This is a genomic window from Exiguobacterium sp. s16 (assembly GCF_018618115.1).
Taxonomy (GTDB): Bacteria; Bacillota; Bacilli; order Exiguobacteriales; family Exiguobacteriaceae; genus Exiguobacterium; species Exiguobacterium mexicanum_A.
The window spans coordinates 158,265-175,393 of the sequence record NZ_JACSLM010000005.1 but is presented as its reverse complement, the minus strand read 5'-3'; the positions used below and the strand labels follow the sequence as shown (position 1 = coordinate 175,393).

The window sequence follows — 17,129 nt, the reverse complement described above, 5'->3', positions numbered from 1 at the left end:
TTCTGAAATGAGATGAGGTTGTCCATGTATCAAACACATTCACTTAATGAAAAAATTAAACTGTTCTTCACCATCTTCTTCCCGATTTTGGTGACACAAGTGTCCTTTTACTTAATCAGCTTTTTTGACACGGTCATGTCAGGCCGTGCCGGTGCCGTCGATTTGGCAGGTGTCGGCGTCGGGTCGAGTCTATGGATGCCCGTCTATACGGGGTTAAGCGGGATTTTGCTCGCTGTCGCACCAATCGTCGCGCAGGCGCTCGGGGCACGCAACATCCAACAGATTCAACGGACACTGTATCAAGGTGTTTACTTAGCGATCGGGTTGAGCGTCGCGACGCTCGTTCTCGGCTTCTTTCTCGTCCCAAGTGCTGTCGACGGCATGGGGCTGAGTGAAGAAGGCAAACGGATTGCCAAAGGGTATTTGCTCGCACTCGGATTCGGAGTATTGCCGATGTTTTTGTTCAACGTGCTGCGCACACTCATGGACTCGCTCGGCAAAACACGAATTTCGATGCTGCTTATATTATTAGGGTTACCCATTAACGTCGGGTTAAACTACATCTTCATCTTTGGAAAACTTGGTGTGCCGGCATACGGCGGTGTCGGGGCCGGGATTGCCTCAGCGATCACCTACTGGTTGCTGTTCTTTATGGCGTTCGCGTTCGTCCGGAACGGAAAACCGTTCCTCGAATATCGCTTCCTGCGTTCGGTGGAACGTCTCATGTGGCCGAGACAAAAAGAGTTGCTCAAGCTCGGCACGCCGATCGGTCTCGCCATTTTTGCCGAAGTCAGCATCTTCGCGGCAGTGACATTGCTCCTTAGTGCCTATGGTGACAATATCGTCGCGGCCCACCAAGCGGCCATCAACTTCGCCTCGTTCGTCTATATGTTGCCGTTGTCGGCATCGAGCGCGCTCACCATCGTCGTCGGGTACGAACTCGGGGCCGGGCGACTCAAGGATGCGGTGCGCTATGCTAAAATCGGGATCGTACTCTGTCTGGCCGTCTCGCTCTTCTCGGGTGGTCTTTTGTTCTGGCAAAATGAACGGGTTGCCGCGATTTATACGAACGACGCGGCCGTCGTGGAACTCGCGGCCCACTTCATGATCTTCGCGGTCTTTTTCCAACTGTCGGATGCGGTCGCCGCACCGATTCAAGGGATTTTGCGTGGCTTCAAAGACGTGAACGTGACGCTCGTGTTGTCGCTTATCGCCTATTGGGTGATTGGTCTCCCGCTCGGCTATACACTCGCCGAACAGTTCGGCTTCGGACCGGATGGTTACTGGATCGGGTTGATCGCAGGTCTTGCGGCAGGCGCCGTCTTGTTGTTCATGCGTCTCATTCATATCGTCAAACGGTATGAGGGGAAACCGCTCATGAACGAGAACTCATAACCTGCAAAAGTTGACGTCACTGACGTCAACTTTTGTTGTTTTAGGCATGAATAAGTCGGGCAAAGGATTGAGGGAATCAATCCTTTTTATAAAACAAAATTGGTCTATACAACTATACTGATTTTTGTTATGATGACGATGAAGCTACTTGAGGAAAGGTGGATGACCAATCATGGTGATCATCAACGCACAGATCGTTTCGGGGGACAAGACATGGGAACGAGGATATATCCGGTTCGACGGAGCGACGATTGAGAGCGTCGGTTCGATGGATGAGTATAGAGCAGAAGGTGAGACGGAGCTCGATGTGGACGGGGCGCTTGTGACGCCGGGCATGATCGACGTTCATATCCACGGCGGGTATGACGTCGACACGATGGATGCGGATGAAGACCGATTGCGTCATCTCGCCAAGTCGATGCTCGCTGAAGGAGTGACATCATTCTTTGCGACGACGATCACGCAGTCACCGACTGCCATCACGAAGGCGCTACAATCAGCCCGGACTGTCATCGAGGCGGGAGACACGTCGCTCGTCGGCATCCATCTAGAAGGACCGTTCGTCAACGTCGATAACGCGGGGGCGCAACCGGCAGAATATATTATCGACCCCGACGCGGAGCAGTTCCGGACATGGCAACAGGAGGCCGGCGGGCACATCCGTCTCGTCACGTATGCGCCGGAACGTCCAGGGGCACGTGAACTCGAACGAGCGATGCTTGAGACCGGGGCGGTCGGGTCGACCGGGCACACGAACGCCACGTTCGCCGAGAACAAGGAAGCGAACGTCAAACATGCGACGCACTTATACAATCAGATGCGCGGACTTCACCATCGGGAGCCGGGAACGGTCGGCTATTGTTTATTGGAGCGGGACGTCATGGTCGAAATCATTCCAGACGGGATTCACAGCCGTCACGAGATGGTCGACTTCGCCTATCGCATGAAAGGGGCGGACGGGCTCGTCGTCATTACGGACGCAATGCGGGCGAAGGGGCTTCCGGACGGCCGCTATGAACTCGGAGGCCAACCGGTCATCGTTGCGGACGGGGCAGCCCGCCTTGAAGCCGGAAATTTGGCCGGTAGCGTCTTGACGATGGACGCGGCGTTCCGAAACGTGGTCACGTTCACAGGATGCACATTACCTGAAGCGGTGAAGATGACGTCGACGAACCAAGCGCGTGAATTCGGATTGACGAAAAAAGGATCGATTGCGGCTGGCTTTGATGCGGACCTCGTCATTTGGGACGATGCGCTGTCGGTCACGACAACGATTCTTCAAGGACGTATCGCTTATTCGAAGGAGGATATGGAATGAACATACTAGTTGCGAAAACACCGACAGATGCAGAAACGATCGCTTATACACTCATCACTGAACGATTGGCCGGGAAACGAGAGTTCGTGCTCGGGCTGGCGACGGGGAGCACGCCGGTCGGCATGTATCAGATGTTCAAACGTGACAAGCTTGACTGCAGTCATGTCACAAGCGTCAATTTAGATGAGTACATCGGACTCGCACCGAGTCATCCGCAAAGTTATCATCACTTCATGGAAGAGCGCCTGTTCAATGACGTCCCGTTCAAAGAGAGCCATGTGCCTCGTGGTGACGCGGAAAATCCGGAAGCGGAAGCGGCACGATACGAACAGCTCGTCCGGTCGATCGGGGTCGATCTTCAATTGCTCGGCATCGGAGAGAACGGACATATCGCCTTCAATGAGCCGGGTACCGCGCTCGATGCGAAGACGCACGTGACCGAACTGACCGAGTCGACACGGGAAGCGAATCGTCGTTTCTTTGATACGATCGAGGAAGTACCGACGCATGCCATCACGATGGGGCTCGATACGATCATGAACGCACGGGAAATCGTTCTCGTCGCGACAGGTGCCCGAAAAGCGGAAGCCGTGCACCACATGATTGAGAGCGTACCGACGATTGATTGGCCGGCCTCGATCTTGCAGGCGCATCCAAGTGTCACGATCGTGCTCGACGCCGAAGCGGCTTCAGGATGCAGTGACGTGTTACAGGCACGTGGCAGCGAAGCGGCTGATCGATTCTTTTCCATCCGAGCTTAACGACCTGGAGACAAGTGTCTCCAGGTTTTTTTATGGCCAACTGTGGGAAATTGTATGGAAATGGATTTGTAATCAAAACGTTTTCGACAAAAGTCGAGGATTCCTCTATAATAGGTGAAGCTCATATCAATCGACCGTGAAGGAGAAAATCATGAATTCAAGAACCCAGGCTCGTAGACGTCGCAAAGGCCCGTCTGCGTTTTATAAGCTGTTCAGCGCCCTCGTATTGATCGCCGTCATCGTTGGCTCGAGCATGTATGGGACAGCGTTTTATAAAGCACATAACATGTTGTCCGGTACGCAAGTGACACTTGAGGATGATCCGACCCTCGAACCGACGCGATTCGATAAAGAGGATACCGAGAGCTTCCTCGTACTCGGGACGGACTTGTCCCCGCAAAAGAAAGCACGCGGGGAGTACGGTCGTTCAGACGTCATGATCGTCGTCATTTTGAACAAGAAAAATAAGCAGACGACGATGCTCAGCATCCCGCGTGACTCGTACGTCAATATCGACTACACGGGCTTCAACATCCCGTACGGCAAGACCGGACTCGATCAAGATAAGATCACGCATGCGTACTATTTCGGATCGATGGATGAATCGAACCCGAACAACGGGATGCGAGTAGCGACGAACACGATCGAAGACTTGGTCGGTATCGATATCGATCACGTCGTCTCGCTCAACTTCCAAGGGTTCGTCGACTTCATCGATGCCGTCGGCGGCGTCGAAATCGATGTCCCGTTCTCGTCGGAACAGAAGAGTTATGACGCTTCCCGTGAAGTCGTCCAAGTCGAAGAAGGATTGCAACAGTTGTCAGGTGAAGAGGCACTCGCTTACGTCCGGAACCGCTATGACGACCCACGCGGTGACATCGGACGCGGACAGCGCCAGATGGAAGTGATCAACGCGGTCCTTGACCAAGCGCTCGGCACATCACTCATCAACAACTATGACAAGGTGTTGAAGGCGGTCGGTGACAACATGCAGACGACGCTCGGTCCAAACGACTATATGCGCCTGATCGAAGACGTCGGTGCCCTCAACAACACGGTCCAGTATCAGTTGACCGGTGAAGGGGCCCGCGGCAACGACGGCCATTTCTATTACTTCTTGAACGAGCCGTTACTCGAAGAAGTCCGCTATCGTGTCCAACAGGCCGATGCGGGCAATGAAGTGGAGCCGATGACCGATACAGAGCTCGAAACGTATATGTATGACCCTGCCGGCATCACGTACGAAGCACAATAAAAAATGGTTTGCCGTCCGCGGCAAACCATTTTTTTACGTCCGATCCATGGAGACGGTGAACGAGTAGGCGTCACCACGGAACAAGGAACGGCTATATTCGAACATGTCTCCGTTTTCGAGATACGTTCGTTGATCGATCAAAAGGACAGGGGCGTTCGGAGAAATCGTCAACAGCTTCGCTTCTTCCGGCCCCGCGCTCCGTGCCTCGAGCGTTTGGGTCGCGTTCTTTAATCGAAGGCCGGACTGCTCGGCAAATTCATAGATTGAGCCGACGGCAACCGTCTCGGTCAGTTCTGGCAACAAGGCGACCGGGATATATGCGGTCTCGAGGGCGAGCACGTTCTCATCGGCGAGACGCAACCGTCGCATCTCATAGACGGGGGTATCAAGAGACACGCTCAACTTTTGAGCGATTTTCGCCGGGGCTGGAATCGTCTGGAACGATAACAGGCGGCTGAACGGTCGCATGCCCCGATGTTTGATTTCTTCTGAGAAACTCGTCAATCCAGACAAGGCCATCGTGATTTTCTTGTTGGCGACGAACGTTCCCCGGCCTTTTTGCCGGCTTAAGTAACCGGCGTTGACCAAGTTCGTGATCGCTTGTCGGACCGTCATCCGACTGACGTTATAGCGCTCGGAAAACTCCCGTTCGGATGGAATCGATTCTCCGGGTTGAAGCTCGCCGGCATCTATTTGTTGCTTTAAATAGGCTTCGATTTGATAATAAATAGGTAGCGGTGATTGTTTATCAATCTGTAACATGCATATCGCTCCTGACTTCGAAAGTAAGTGTTTCTTATTATAGACCAAATTAGACTAGTTGTCTGAACATATCCTACAGAAAAGGCGGCGACAGTAATGAATTCATGGCAATTTGAAACGACGGTGACCGAGACTCGCGCCGATGCGCGCGGGACATGGATCGCGCTTGAATCCACATTATTTTATGCAGAAGGCGGAGGACAACCACCGGATGCCGGGACACTCAGCGGAGAGCCCGTGCTCGATGTGCAACGGGTCGATGAGATCGTCTGGCACTTGATCGAACGTACGCTTGAACCTGGAACGCTTGTGACCGGCATCGTCGATGAGGCGGTCCGTCGCGACCACTCGATTCAACATACGGCCCAGCATGTTTTGACGGCTTTGTTAGAAGACGAGTATGGCATTCAGACGCTCAGTTTCGGGATTGGACCAGCCGACTCTTCGCTTGAAATCGATACGGATACATTCGATTGGGATCAAATCGAGTCGCTAGAACGAGACGTGCAACGCATCATCTTTGAGAACCGTCCGGTCCATGTGCGTGAATTCCCAGCCGAAGAAGTCGAACAAGACCGTTTACGAAAAGCGACCGACCGCACCGGAACCGTTCGCATCGTCGCCATCGACGGCCTCGATTACAACGCCTGTGGCGGGACCCATGTGGATTCAACGGGTCAACTCGGAATCGTCCATGTGACCTCGATGAAGAAAGTCCGTGGTAACGTCCGTTTGACGTACGTCGCCGGTCTTCGGGCCTTGGCCGCGGTCCATTCGTCCCGGACCGCACTACGGACGATTCACCAAACGTTGTCGACGACGAACGAGACGGTCGCCGCCCGTGTCATCGAAGAACGGAATCTTCGTCTCGAGCGGGACAAAGAAGTGAAGGCGCTCGAGGCCCGCGTCGCGAAAGCGAAAGTCGCCGCCTTCTTGCAAGAAGACAATTATGTCATCACCCACATCGGCAAAACGGAAGCAGAGACGCTCACGACGACGATCGTCGAACGCATCGCCGCGACCGGACGGATTGCCGTCGGAGCGAACCACTCGGGACAGAAGCTGTGGCTCATGCATGACGGGACACACGACATCGCCATCGGTAAGTTTTTGAAACGGACGCTCGACGACCTCGACATCGGTCGAGGGGGCGGCAGTCACAAACAAGCGCAAGCCCGCTTCGAGTCTGTCCTCGAGTTAGAACGAGCGACAGCGGAGATTGTGAAGCGGCTACAGGAAGGAATGGTATCATGTTGAAGATTGAACACGGGAACGACTCGAAACTGATTGAACTGGCCCGGTCTGTGCGGGAAACGGTGTTTATTGGTGAACAAGGGATCGCGCCGGAACTTGAGTATGACGAACTCGACCCGGACTGTATCCATTTTGTCGGAACGGTGGACGCTGAGCCTGTCACGACGGCACGTCTGCGCCCAATCGGTGACGGGGTCGGGAAAGTCGAACGGGTCGCCACACTTGCCACGAAGCGCGGCAACGGGTATGCCAAGGAGATCATGCTTTCGATCGAATCTGTCGCGCGGGCGAGGGAGTTACACGAGCTCAAACTAGGGGCGCAACTGACGGCACTTCCGTTCTATGAACGACTCGGGTACGAGGCGTACGGCGATGAATTTTTAGATGCTGACATTCCACATCGGATGATGCACAAGGCGTGGTGACCATTGTTTGAAATTTTCCTTTTTTCTAAAAAAAGGTTGGCAAGCCGGGAAGCATTTGTTATAACTAAAACTAACAACTGACAGATAGAGGTTGCGAATGACATGAGTAAGCTTGATCGATACGGACGCATTCCGGATCGAGCCGAAAGGGGAAATTCGCCGAAGTCGACGTTCGCATGCGTACGAACGAAGGCTGGGGTAGTCGTGAATAACGCCTACACTGCCATGGATGAAATGCCATGGAGCGCTATCTACGGAACGATTCTTTAATCGTTTTTCAACTGCGCGTACAAGCGGCAGACCGTAGGGAGAGTGCTTCCTACCGGTCTGCCGCTTTTTCTGTTGGTGGACATCATGAAAGTGGGGAACCTGATGACAACCGTATTGAAATTCGGAGGCAGCTCCGTTGCCACGATTGAACAAATCCAGGCCATTGCTGAATATTTACAGACTCGGGCCGCCGCCGGTGAAAAGCTCGTCGTCGTCGTTTCCGCGATGGGGAAAACGACGGACTCACTCTTGTCACTCGCCAAACAAATCACGGAACGTCCGATGATTCGTGAACTTGACCGCTTGCTCGCGGTCGGTGAGGAGCAGACGATCAGCCTGCTCAGCATCGCTTTGAACTCTCGGGGCGTGGCCGCCATCTCGCTCACCGGACAACAAGCCGGCATCGACACGATGGGCATTCACACGAAAAGTAAAATCAAAGCGATTCGAAAAGAAGTGTTAGAAGAAAAACTTCGGACGTATGACGTCGTCATCGTCGCCGGTTTCCAAGGTGTCAACGAGTTCGGTGACGTGACGACGCTCGGACGGGGTGGGTCGGATACGACGGCCGTCGCCTTGGCCGCCGTGCTCAGCAAACGTTGTGAAATCTATACAGACGTCGCCGGGGTCTACACGGCTGACCCACGTATCCACAAAACGGCACGCCGACTAGACACGGTCTCATATGACGAGATGATGGAGATGAGCGCGCTCGGGTCGAAAGTGATGGAGATGAGAAGCGTAGAGCTCGCGAAAAAATTTGATGTGAACATCTTTGTAGGGAAGACGCTTGCAAGCGAAGGAGGAACATGGATCATGGATATGACACAGGCGATGGAACAAAAAGCGGTGACGAGCGTGAGCGTCGTGAAGAACGTGCTCAGTGTCTCAATCAAACACATTCCACATTCGGTGGCAGGAGTTGCCGACATTTTCGAGAAGTTGTCACAGCGTCATGTCAATATCGATATGATCAGTCAGACGGCGTTCGATGGAGAAGTGTTCTTATCGTTCACGTGTCCGCTCGATGAAGAGGCGTTCCTCGAAGAAGCGCTCGCGGAATTGACCGAGACGTTTCCGCAAATCAAAATCGACCGTCATACCGAACATGCGAAAATTTCGGTCGTCGGCATCGGGATGCGTGACGCGACCGGGGTCGCGTCCGAATTGTTCGCCACGTTCCGTGAAAGCGGGATCCCATTCTATCAAGTCACGACATCCGAGATCAGCATCTCGTACACGATTAACGATCAAGACGTTGAAACGGCGGTCGCAGCCATCGCCGAACGTTTCCATTTATAAGGGGGAGTCACCATGTATAATGTAGCCGTCGTCGGCGCGACCGGAGCCGTCGGTCAAAAAATGATTGAAGTCTTGACCGAATACGAGTTTCCAATCAACGAATTATTGCTTTACGCTTCAGCCCGTTCAGCCGGAAAGACCGTGAACGTGAACGGAAAAGATGTCGTCATCCGGGAACTGTCGGACGCGATTTACGCCGACCCAATCGATATCGCGCTTTTCTCAGCCGGGGGGAGCCTCAGTGAACAATATGCACCTCGTCTGAGTGAACAAGGGGTCATCGTCATCGATAACTCGAGCGCGTTCCGGATGCAAGCGGACATCCCGCTCATCGTCCCGGAAGTGAACCGAGTCGAACTGAGCCCGGACAAGACACTCATCGCCAACCCGAACTGCTCGACGATTCAATCGGTCGTCGCACTCGCACCGCTTGCGGAAGTATACGGGTTGACGCGCGTCGCTTACACATCGTATCAAGCCGTCTCCGGGTCGGGTCAAAAAGGGATTGAAGACTTGGAACGTGGAGCGCGCGGCGAGGAACCGAAAAACTATCCGTATCCGATTTACGATAACGTCTTGCCGCACATCGATGTGTTCTTAGAGAACGGTTATACGAAAGAAGAACAGAAGATGATCGAGGAAACACGTAAAATTTTGAACGCGCCGAACCTCGGGGTGACGGCGACATGCGTCCGTGTCCCGGTCCGTAACAGCCACGCCGTCTCCATCACGGTCACGCTCGACCGCGAGGCGACGCTAGCCGAAGTGAAAGCCGTGCTCGCGGACGCGCCAGGTGTCGTCCTCATGGACAACCCGGGCGAACTCGTCTATCCGACACCGCTCGATGCGAACGGGACAGACGACGTGTACGTCGGTCGTGTCCGTGTCGACGAGTCACAGCCGAACACGTTCCATCTCTGGTGTGTCGCTGATAACGTTCGAAAAGGCGCGGCAGCGAACGCCGTCCAAATCGCCCAATGCATGATTGGGCAGACTGCTACAAAATAAGGGGGAGATTATATGTTCACAGGAGTCGCAACCGCACTCGCTACACCGTTTCAAGCAGACGGTCAGCTAAATCTCACAGCGTGGGAAACGTTGATTCAAGATCAAATTAAAGAGGGTGTCAGCGGTCTCGTGATCGGGGGAACGACCGGTGAAGGCATGACCATCACGGACGACGAGTTCGAGACGCTTCTCGTCAAAGCGATTGAAGTCGCGGCCGGTCGCGCCGTTATCATCGCCGGAACCGGGTCGAACAACACGGCGCTCAGCATTCAAAAGACGAAACGGGCCGCCGAACTCGGAGCCGAGATGGCGATGGTCGTCACGCCTTATTACAACAAGTCGACACAAGCGGGTCTGATTGCCCATTTCACAGCGATCGCCGACGCGTCACCGATTCCGCTCATGCTCTACAACGTACCATCGCGGACGGGCGTCGCCCTTGATCCGGCAACGGTTGGAGAACTCGCCGACCACCCACGCATCGCTGCGCTCAAGGAAGCGAGCGGGGATATCTCGGTGATGGCTCAAATGATGGCGCACGTGCCGGAAGGCTTCCCAGTCTATTGCGGGAACGATGATCAAATCCTTCCTTATATGGCTTGGGGTGCGCAAGGTGTCGTCTCGGTCCTCTCGAACGTCTATCCGGGTGCGACGGTCGCTTTAGCCGAAGCGCTCCTCGCCGGAGATTTAGAGACGGCACGCACATGGCAGCTCCGACTGCTCCCGGTCATCGACGAATTGTTCGCGGAAGTGAACCCGATTCCGGTCAAAGCGGCACTCAATGCACGCGGCTTCGAGTTCGGTGCACCACGTCTCCCGCTCGTCCCGATGAGTGCGACGGCCGAGGCCCGCTTGTTGTCGGCAATGGAGCAGTTCAATGAGGTGAGACAGTGAACTTACTCATTCATGGCTACGGAGCGATGGGACAGATCGTCGAAGAAGTCGCCCGGACACAAAACTTGAACGTTGCGGCCATCGTCTCACCGGCCGGAGGGGAGCATCCCGTCTCGTTGCAAGACGTCGAGGCCGACATCGATGTCGTCATCGACTTCTCGAACCCGGCACTGTTAGATGATGTGCTCGCTTTCGGGAAAGCCAAGCAAATCCCGCTCGTCATCGCGACGACGGGTTTCTCGGAAGCGGAACTTGCCAAAATTGAAGCGGCGTCTCAGGAGATCCCGATTTTCCAGTCGTATAATACGTCTTATGGGATCGCGCTCCTGAAACAGTTGCTCGACCAACTCGTCCCGCTCACGCTCGGTTATGACATCGAAGTGATTGAGGCGCACCACCGTAAAAAAGTCGACGCACCAAGCGGGACGGCAGAACTGCTCGCCCGTGCCATCGAAGCCAAACGCGATGTGACACCGGTATATGACCGGACACCGCGCCGCGAAGCGCGTGCAGCCGATGAACTCGGCATGCACTCGGTGCGCGGCGGCACGATCTTTGGGGAACATACGGTGCTCTTCGCCGGAGACGACGAAATGCTTGAATTGAAACATACGGCCCTGTCCAAACGCGTCTTCGCGAACGGGGCACTCGCCGCGGCGGCGACGATTCTCGACCGCCCGGCCGGACTATATAATTTAACGAACCTATACGAGGAGGCCACTCATGTTACTCACAAACGCTTATGAAATCGCGCAATACATTAAAGATGCCAAGAAAGAAACACCTGTCAAACTATACGTCAACGGTCAATTGGCCGGTCTAGACATCGAAGGGGCAAAAGCATTCGGGACCGACGAATCGAAATTATTCCTCACGACGGCCGAACGCGCAGCCGCTTTCGTTGAAGCGAACGCAGCGGTCATCACAGATACGCATCTCGAATACGACCGCCGGAACAGCGCCGTGCCGATGCTCGACACGACGAAATTGAACGCGCGCATCGAACCAGGTTCGTTCATCCGGGACCACGTTCAAATCGGCAATAACGTCGTCGTCATGATGGGTGCCGTCATCAATATCGGTGCCGTCATCGGTGACGGATCGATGGTCGACATGAACGCAGTCATCGGTGCCCGTGGGACGCTCGGGAAGAACGTCCACCTTGGAGCTGGCGCTGTCGTGGCGGGTGTCCTTGAGCCACCTTCAAAAGACCCGGTCATCATCGAAGACGGCGTCATGGTCGGTGCGAACGCCGTCATCTTGGAAGGCGTCCGTGTCGGTGAAAACGCAGTCGTCGCAGCAGGGAGTGTCGTCACGCAAGACGTCCCAGCAGGAAGCGTCGTCGCCGGTACACCAGCCCGTGTCATTAAGCAAAAAGATGAAAAAACCGCAGAAAAAACACAACTTGTTGATGACTTACGCTCCCTGTAACGTATAATAGACAGAAAATATAAACAATGAATGGGAGAGTTGAACAATGGAACAGTATGGACAATGGATGTGGCAAGACGGGGCTTGGATCGAGCCGAGTGACGCGAACACGAGTATCATGACGCACGCGATTCACTACGGTAGCGGGTTCTTCGAAGGGATTCGGGCATACCACACAGAGGAAGGCCCGGCCATCTTCCGACTCCGTGAACACTTGGAGCGACTCGTTCGTTCGTGTGCATACTATCACGTCGACTTGCCGTACACGGTCGATGAGCTCGAACAAGCGACAATCGAATTGATCGAACGCAACGGCTTCGAGGCTTGTTACATCCGCCCATTCGTTTTCCTCGGCACACCTTGGCAGGCACTCATGCCGACGCAGGAAACGAAAGTACACGTCGCGATCTCGTGCTGGCCGCTCGGCGAATATTTCAGCAAGACGGTCGGTATCCGCGCGAAAGTCGCATCGTATCGTCGCGTGTCTTCGACGATGATGCCGATGCAAGCGAAAGCGGCGGCGAACTATATGAACTCGCAACTCCTTAAAGGAGAAGCGGTGCGCGATGGATATGATGAAGCGATCGCCCTCGACATGAACGGAAACGTCAGCGAGGCGAGCGTCGCCAACATCTTCCTCGTCAAAGGAAACAAAATCTTCACACCGTCACTCGATTGCTCGGTGCTCGACGGCATCACGCGTCAAACGGTGATCGAACTCGCCCGTGAGGAAGGGTTCGAGGTCATCGAACGCCACATCGGACGTGACGAACTATATGTCGCAGATGAAATCTTCTTAACGGGGACGGCGGCTGAAGTGACGAGCGTCATCGAAATCGACAACATCTCAATCGGCGGCGGCGTCCAGACGGTCGCGACGAACATGCTCGCGCGTTACCGTGAGGCTGTGACGGGACAAATTCCGACACACCGCGATTGGATCACGTTCGTCAAAGCTGGAGTCAAAGAATAAAGGAGTTTTTTGTATGGGAGTCACAATTGACTTGAATGCGATTCGCGAAAACAAACGTCGGATTGAAGCGCTTGGCCGACCGGTGTTCGCCGTCGTGAAAAACAACGCCTATAACTTAGGGATGGAGCCAGTTGTGACGACACTGTACGAAGAAGGGGTGCGTCACTTCATGGTGACGACGCTGGACGAGGCGAGCGAGGTCCGGGCATCAGCTCCGGAAGCGCGCGTCCTCGTCATGAACCCGGTCTACGACTGGGCAACCGTCCATCGTGACCATCTTGACGTCGCCATCGGTTCCTATGACTGGCTCGTCTCGCAACGGGATCAGTTGGACGGTGTCCGCCTTCATTTAAAGCTCGACGTCGGGATGAACCGGTTCGGTGCCAAGACGTTCAAAGAAGCGCTGGCCATCGTCGCGTTTTGCCAAGACGAGGGGCTCGACCTCGTCGGGTTATGTACTCATTTCCCGCTCGCTGACGCCGACAACGCAGAAATCGAACACAGTGTGCACGTGGAACGGTTCGCCGACTGGTCGAATCGTCTCATCGAACGGCATTCGTTCGACATCGTGCATGCGGCCAATAGCGCCGCGACACTACAAGCGGATCCGCGCCTCGGGCATTGCACGCATGTGCGCGTGGGGATCTTCCTTTATGGCTATTCCTCGGTCGAACCGGTCGATTGGCTCATCCCGGCGTTTCACTGGGAAACAGAAGTCGTTGCCGTCCATGACATCGAGGCCGGTGCCCACGTCGGTTACGGTACGGGCTACACGGCCGAGACGAATGAACGCATCGCTGTGCTCTCGGTCGGTTATGGCGACGGACTCATGCGAGCCCGGCGCTTCTTACCGGCCCACATCGAAGGACGGGCCTATCCGTTCATCAGCAACATCTTCATGAGCCACAGTTTCTTGCGCGTCGATGACACGATTCAAGTCGGAGACCGTGTGGAGCTGTACGGCCATCTCACGAAAATCGATGACGTGACCCGCACCGGGCACGCCAATAACTCAGAACAATTATGCGCACGCTCATGGCGTGTCCCGCATCGCTTTGAAGGAGGCAATGTATGTACACCACCAACCAATCAGTTTGTATGATCGAAGGCGTGTCCGTCCGTGAACTTCAAGCGACGTACGGGACACCGCTCTATATCATGAGCGAGCCTGAACTCGAGCGTCGCCTCGGCCTCGTCCGGAACGCGTTCCTCGACAAGTATCCGAACACATATGCGCTCTACGCATCAAAAGCGATGTCGATCGCGGCCGTGTACGATAAAGTGATGGCAGCGGGCTTAAGCATCGACGTCGTCTCACGCGGTGAGATGTTCGTCGCGCTCCACGCAGGTGTCCCGGCTGACCGGATTCACGTCCACGGGTCGAACAAGACGGTGCAGGACATCACGTTCGCACTCGAGAACGGCATCACCCATTTCACGATTGACAATATGCGCGAAATCGGACTGTTGTCGGGCCTCGCGGTCGAACACGATGTCGACGTCAACGTCCTGCTCCGCATCGTCCCACAAGTCGTCGGAGGCGCCCATGAGGCGATTCAGACGGGTGGGGTCGACACGAAGTTCGGCTTCCCGACCCACGACGACACGTATCTCGAAGCGATCAAGGCGACGCTGCAGGCGGAACGTCTGCATTTGCAAGGCATCCACTGTCACGTCGGCTCGCAGATTCAAGAACCGACGTTGTTCATCAATACCGTCAAGACGATGGTCAACTTCATCGAGACAATCCGTCAAGAGACAGGATACACGGCCGACGTCTTGAATATCGGTGGTGGCTTCGGTGTCGCCTATCTCGAGTCGGACGACCCGCTCGACTTCGCCGACACGATGACACAAGTGATGGACACGCTCGTCGCGGAAGTGGAACGCTTCGGCTTGCCGCTTCCGAAAATCGGCATCGAGCCGGGCCGTTGGCTCGTCGCCAACGCCGGCGCGACGCTCTATGAAGTCGGGACGGTGAAAGAAGTGAGCGGTGTCCGCACGTACGTCTCGGTCGACGGAGGCATGACGGATAACATTCGTCCTGCTCTCTATGACGCCGAGTATGACGTCATCGCGGCGACACGGATGGATGAGCCGAAGACGATTGAAGCAAAAATCGTCGGGGCGTGCTGCGAGTCGGGAGACATCATCTCGAACCGTTCGCTCATCCCGCCGGTCGAAGCTGGCGATCTCCTCCTCGTCAAAGCGACGGGAGCGTACAATTTCTCGATGGCGAGCAACTATAACCAGATGCTCCGCCCGGCCGTCGTCTTCGTGAAAGACGGGACACATCGTCTCGTCGTCCGCAGACAGACACTTGAAGACTTGGTCGCCTGTGAGGTCGTCGGGCAATCGACATGATAGAACGAACGCATTCCTGACTCAGGGATGCGTTCTTTTTGTCGAAGTCATTCTCCTTCAAATGAGAAATGTTTTCAATTATGATGATAGAGAGAATAGAGGGGGAAGTGACTTCAATGGAAAAGACAGCAGGACAACAGTTGATTGAGTCGCGGCGGACGATTCGGATGTTCACTGAAGAACCGATTGCGACGAAAGTACTCTATGAATTGTTGGCATCGGCGCATCAGGCACCGTTTCATAACAAAGTCGAACCGTGGAATCTTTATTTGTTCAACGGGGATGGAAAAGACGTCTTGCTTCAGGCGCTCGAACCTGCGTTTCAAGATGGACCAGAGGCGAAGCGCGAGAAAATCGCGGGACGCATCCGGAACGCGGCAGCTTGCGTCTACGTGACGACGAAGCATTTTGAGACGGACAAAGGGAAGAAAGATGCGCTGCTCGCGACGGCGACGATGATTCAAAACTTTCATTTATTATGTAGTGAGCAACAGATCGGCCTCGTCTGGCGGACGGGCGGTATTTTTGAGGATGCCAGGCTTCAAGAGATGATTGGAGCTGAGGGTGAGACGTTTGTCGGACTGCTCCAGCTCGGTCGTTACGAAGACGTACCGCCGACGAAGCAACGTCAATCGATTGACGCTTGCTTGACGATTTTTGAGTGAACGAAAAGGTCCGAGCGTAGGTGACTACGATCGGACCAGTATTTATAGGTCAATGAGACTGAGCCGTTCATGTGAGCGCTCAGTTTATTTTTTTAACTTGGCTGCGAGCCAATCTTGAATGACATTCGTTGGAATCATTTTGTTCACGTTCCCTTAACTTTAGTTTCTTCCTCTTTAGTATTATCCGATTGCAATCGTTCCCAAACCTCTCGATGTGTTCCTTGCAGCGTATCGTCGAACGAATCCTCGATATGCAGGCAATAGCTTGGGTTAACGGACGAGGCGTACAAGTCTAACATGAGTTCGGCATGGTTTGGATACATTACAATTGGCCCCTTTCGACACGTCGGCTTGACTACATCCTCAGTATACAAAGGAAACATGAAGAAAAATCGGGATAATCGTTAACAATTTATGAATCTTGTAAACGCTTTCACAATCTTTGTGTCGATGTGAGTGGCTCGCATGTCGTCAAGTACTGCTCAGCCCGTTTCGCGTATTTGTTGACGGTCCGTTCCATGATGAAGCGATCCTCGTCATTGAGCGGACGGACGACTTTGGCGGGCACGCCCATGACCATGACGCCTTCCGGGATTTGCATGTTCGGTGTGACGAGTGCACCGGCTGCGATGAATGAACCTTTGCCGATTTTGGCTCCGTCGAGGACGGTCGCGTGCATGCCGATGAGACACCCTTCTTCAATTTCGCATCCGTGAATCATCGCCATGTGTCCAATCGACACCCGGTCATGGATGATGGTCGGAGACCCTTCATATTGATGGACCATCGATCCGTCTTGAATATTCACGTACGAACCAATTTGAATCGGTCCTTCATCGCCGCGGATGATCGTATTGAACCAGACGCCGGAATGGGCGCCAATCGTGACATCGCCGATGACGTGCGCCCCTGGTGCGATGAACACCGTCTCATCAACATGTGGAATCAATTCTCCTAATTTGTATTGCATATGTGTAACCCCTTTCAAACGGATATGCTTTCATTGTCGCATAAGTTGAAAAAGAAATTGCACCGGAAAGATTATTCTTGTT

Annotated in this window: 17 protein-coding genes, 1 pseudogene and 1 riboswitch; of the genes and pseudogenes, 16 read left to right on the top strand and 2 right to left on the bottom strand. The window is 54.3% G+C overall.

All coding sequences use genetic code 11. The features are described 5' to 3' along the window. Positions 1-24: 24 nt before the first annotated feature. From KNP86_RS11085 to KNP86_RS11070, 4 genes are all read left to right on the top strand, one after another. Positions 25-1,395 (top strand): MATE family efflux transporter, encoded by a 1,371-nt coding sequence (locus KNP86_RS11085; protein ID WP_034781269.1) that lies wholly within the window; start codon positions 25-27, stop codon positions 1,393-1,395. Positions 1,396-1,567: 172 nt separating this feature from the next. Further along, positions 1,568-2,713, top strand: a complete 1,146-nt coding sequence (nagA, locus tag KNP86_RS11080; RefSeq protein ID WP_034781268.1) for an N-acetylglucosamine-6-phosphate deacetylase — start codon at positions 1,568-1,570, stop codon at positions 2,711-2,713. After that, positions 2,710-3,474, top strand: a complete 765-nt coding sequence (gene nagB / locus KNP86_RS11075; RefSeq protein WP_034781267.1) for a glucosamine-6-phosphate deaminase — start codon at positions 2,710-2,712, stop codon at positions 3,472-3,474. Before nagA ends, nagB begins: the two co-directional genes overlap by 4 nt. 151 nt (positions 3,475-3,625) lie before the next feature. After that, on the top strand, positions 3,626-4,729 hold the full coding sequence (locus KNP86_RS11070) for an LCP family protein (protein WP_034781266.1): 1,104 nt from the start codon (positions 3,626-3,628) through the stop codon (positions 4,727-4,729). A 33-nt stretch (positions 4,730-4,762) separates the two neighbouring features. Here the strand turns inward: KNP86_RS11070 and KNP86_RS11065 are convergent, their stop codons facing one another. Beyond that, complete coding sequence (locus KNP86_RS11065) at positions 4,763-5,491, bottom strand: GntR family transcriptional regulator (protein WP_034781265.1); 729 nt, start codon at positions 5,489-5,491, stop codon at positions 4,763-4,765. 90 nt (positions 5,492-5,581) lie between these two features. Between KNP86_RS11065 and KNP86_RS15730 the strand changes: the two are divergent. The 12 genes and pseudogenes from KNP86_RS15730 to KNP86_RS11010 all read left to right on the top strand — a co-directional run. Further along, positions 5,582-5,812: pseudogene (locus KNP86_RS15730) on the top strand (alanine--tRNA ligase-related protein); the annotation flags it as partial. After that, positions 5,801-6,748: an alanyl-tRNA editing protein gene (locus tag KNP86_RS11060; protein ID WP_353048174.1), complete on the top strand. Its 948-nt coding sequence runs from the start codon at positions 5,801-5,803 to the stop codon at positions 6,746-6,748. The pseudogene KNP86_RS15730 and the gene KNP86_RS11060, both read left to right, overlap by 12 nt. Beyond that, positions 6,742-7,170: a GNAT family N-acetyltransferase gene (locus tag KNP86_RS11055; protein WP_052090281.1), complete on the top strand. Its 429-nt coding sequence runs from the start codon at positions 6,742-6,744 to the stop codon at positions 7,168-7,170. The genes KNP86_RS11060 and KNP86_RS11055 overlap by 7 nt, the downstream gene beginning before the upstream one ends. 77 nt (positions 7,171-7,247) lie before the next feature. Further along, positions 7,248-7,428: riboswitch (Lysine riboswitch) on the top strand. Between the two features lie 114 nt (positions 7,429-7,542). Beyond that, positions 7,543-8,742 carry an aspartate kinase gene (locus KNP86_RS11050; RefSeq protein WP_034781262.1) on the top strand — a complete coding sequence of 400 codons (1,200 nt, stop codon included), beginning with the start codon at positions 7,543-7,545 and terminating at the stop codon, positions 8,740-8,742. 12 nt (positions 8,743-8,754) lie between these two features. Beyond that, on the top strand, positions 8,755-9,750 hold the full coding sequence (locus KNP86_RS11045; protein ID WP_034781260.1) for an aspartate-semialdehyde dehydrogenase: 996 nt from the start codon (positions 8,755-8,757) through the stop codon (positions 9,748-9,750). 12 nt (positions 9,751-9,762) lie between these two features. Further along, entirely contained in the window at positions 9,763-10,644 is an 882-nt protein-coding gene (dapA, locus tag KNP86_RS11040; RefSeq protein ID WP_034781258.1) for a 4-hydroxy-tetrahydrodipicolinate synthase, read from the top strand. Continuing rightward, complete coding sequence (gene dapB / locus KNP86_RS11035; protein WP_034781256.1) at positions 10,641-11,390, top strand: 4-hydroxy-tetrahydrodipicolinate reductase; 750 nt, start codon at positions 10,641-10,643, stop codon at positions 11,388-11,390. Before dapA ends, dapB begins: the two co-directional genes overlap by 4 nt. Continuing rightward, positions 11,368-12,075 carry a 2,3,4,5-tetrahydropyridine-2,6-dicarboxylate N-acetyltransferase gene (dapD, locus tag KNP86_RS11030; protein ID WP_034781255.1) on the top strand — a complete coding sequence of 236 codons (708 nt, stop codon included), beginning with the start codon at positions 11,368-11,370 and terminating at the stop codon, positions 12,073-12,075. Before dapB ends, dapD begins: the two co-directional genes overlap by 23 nt. A gap of 46 nt (positions 12,076-12,121) precedes the next feature. Further along, positions 12,122-13,048, top strand: coding sequence for a branched-chain amino acid transaminase (locus KNP86_RS11025; protein WP_034781253.1), 927 nt, complete (start codon positions 12,122-12,124; stop codon positions 13,046-13,048). A gap of 13 nt (positions 13,049-13,061) precedes the next feature. Then, positions 13,062-14,150: an alanine racemase gene (gene alr / locus KNP86_RS11020; protein WP_034781251.1), complete on the top strand. Its 1,089-nt coding sequence runs from the start codon at positions 13,062-13,064 to the stop codon at positions 14,148-14,150. After that, the gene (gene lysA, locus KNP86_RS11015) at positions 14,120-15,412 is read left to right on the top strand and encodes a diaminopimelate decarboxylase (RefSeq protein WP_034781248.1); all 1,293 of its coding nucleotides are present in this window, start codon (positions 14,120-14,122) and stop codon (positions 15,410-15,412) included. The genes alr and lysA overlap by 31 nt, the downstream gene beginning before the upstream one ends. A gap of 116 nt (positions 15,413-15,528) precedes the next feature. Continuing rightward, positions 15,529-16,077 (top strand): nitroreductase family protein, encoded by a 549-nt coding sequence (locus KNP86_RS11010; RefSeq protein WP_034781247.1) that lies wholly within the window; start codon positions 15,529-15,531, stop codon positions 16,075-16,077. 433 nt (positions 16,078-16,510) lie between these two features. On the opposite strand, the gene KNP86_RS11005 is transcribed toward KNP86_RS11010, so the two are convergent. Then, complete coding sequence (locus KNP86_RS11005) at positions 16,511-17,047, bottom strand: gamma carbonic anhydrase family protein (RefSeq protein WP_034781244.1); 537 nt, start codon at positions 17,045-17,047, stop codon at positions 16,511-16,513. Between the last annotated feature and the right edge of the window lie 82 nt (positions 17,048-17,129).

What these genes read in the sequence shown, in the direction of transcription:
- KNP86_RS11085 (WP_034781269.1), top strand. Translation starts at nt 25, where the DNA reads ATGTATCAAACACATTCACTTAATGAAAAAATTAAACTGTTCTTCACC.
- nagA (WP_034781268.1), top strand. Translation starts at nt 1,568, where the DNA reads ATGGTGATCATCAACGCACAGATCGTTTCGGGGGACAAGACATGGGAA.
- nagB (WP_034781267.1), top strand. Translation starts at nt 2,710, where the DNA reads ATGAACATACTAGTTGCGAAAACACCGACAGATGCAGAAACGATCGCT.
- KNP86_RS11070 (WP_034781266.1), top strand. Translation starts at nt 3,626, where the DNA reads ATGAATTCAAGAACCCAGGCTCGTAGACGTCGCAAAGGCCCGTCTGCG.
- KNP86_RS11065 (WP_034781265.1), bottom strand. Translation starts at nt 5,491, where the DNA reads ATGTTACAGATTGATAAACAATCACCGCTACCTATTTATTATCAAATC.
- KNP86_RS11055 (WP_052090281.1), top strand. Translation starts at nt 6,742, where the DNA reads ATGTTGAAGATTGAACACGGGAACGACTCGAAACTGATTGAACTGGCC.
- KNP86_RS11050 (WP_034781262.1), top strand. Translation starts at nt 7,543, where the DNA reads ATGACAACCGTATTGAAATTCGGAGGCAGCTCCGTTGCCACGATTGAA.
- KNP86_RS11045 (WP_034781260.1), top strand. Translation starts at nt 8,755, where the DNA reads ATGTATAATGTAGCCGTCGTCGGCGCGACCGGAGCCGTCGGTCAAAAA.
- dapA (WP_034781258.1), top strand. Translation starts at nt 9,763, where the DNA reads ATGTTCACAGGAGTCGCAACCGCACTCGCTACACCGTTTCAAGCAGAC.
- dapD (WP_034781255.1), top strand. Translation starts at nt 11,368, where the DNA reads ATGTTACTCACAAACGCTTATGAAATCGCGCAATACATTAAAGATGCC.
- KNP86_RS11025 (WP_034781253.1), top strand. Translation starts at nt 12,122, where the DNA reads ATGGAACAGTATGGACAATGGATGTGGCAAGACGGGGCTTGGATCGAG.
- alr (WP_034781251.1), top strand. Translation starts at nt 13,062, where the DNA reads ATGGGAGTCACAATTGACTTGAATGCGATTCGCGAAAACAAACGTCGG.
- lysA (WP_034781248.1), top strand. Translation starts at nt 14,120, where the DNA reads ATGTACACCACCAACCAATCAGTTTGTATGATCGAAGGCGTGTCCGTC.
- KNP86_RS11010 (WP_034781247.1), top strand. Translation starts at nt 15,529, where the DNA reads ATGGAAAAGACAGCAGGACAACAGTTGATTGAGTCGCGGCGGACGATT.
- KNP86_RS11005 (WP_034781244.1), bottom strand. Translation starts at nt 17,047, where the DNA reads ATGCAATACAAATTAGGAGAATTGATTCCACATGTTGATGAGACGGTG.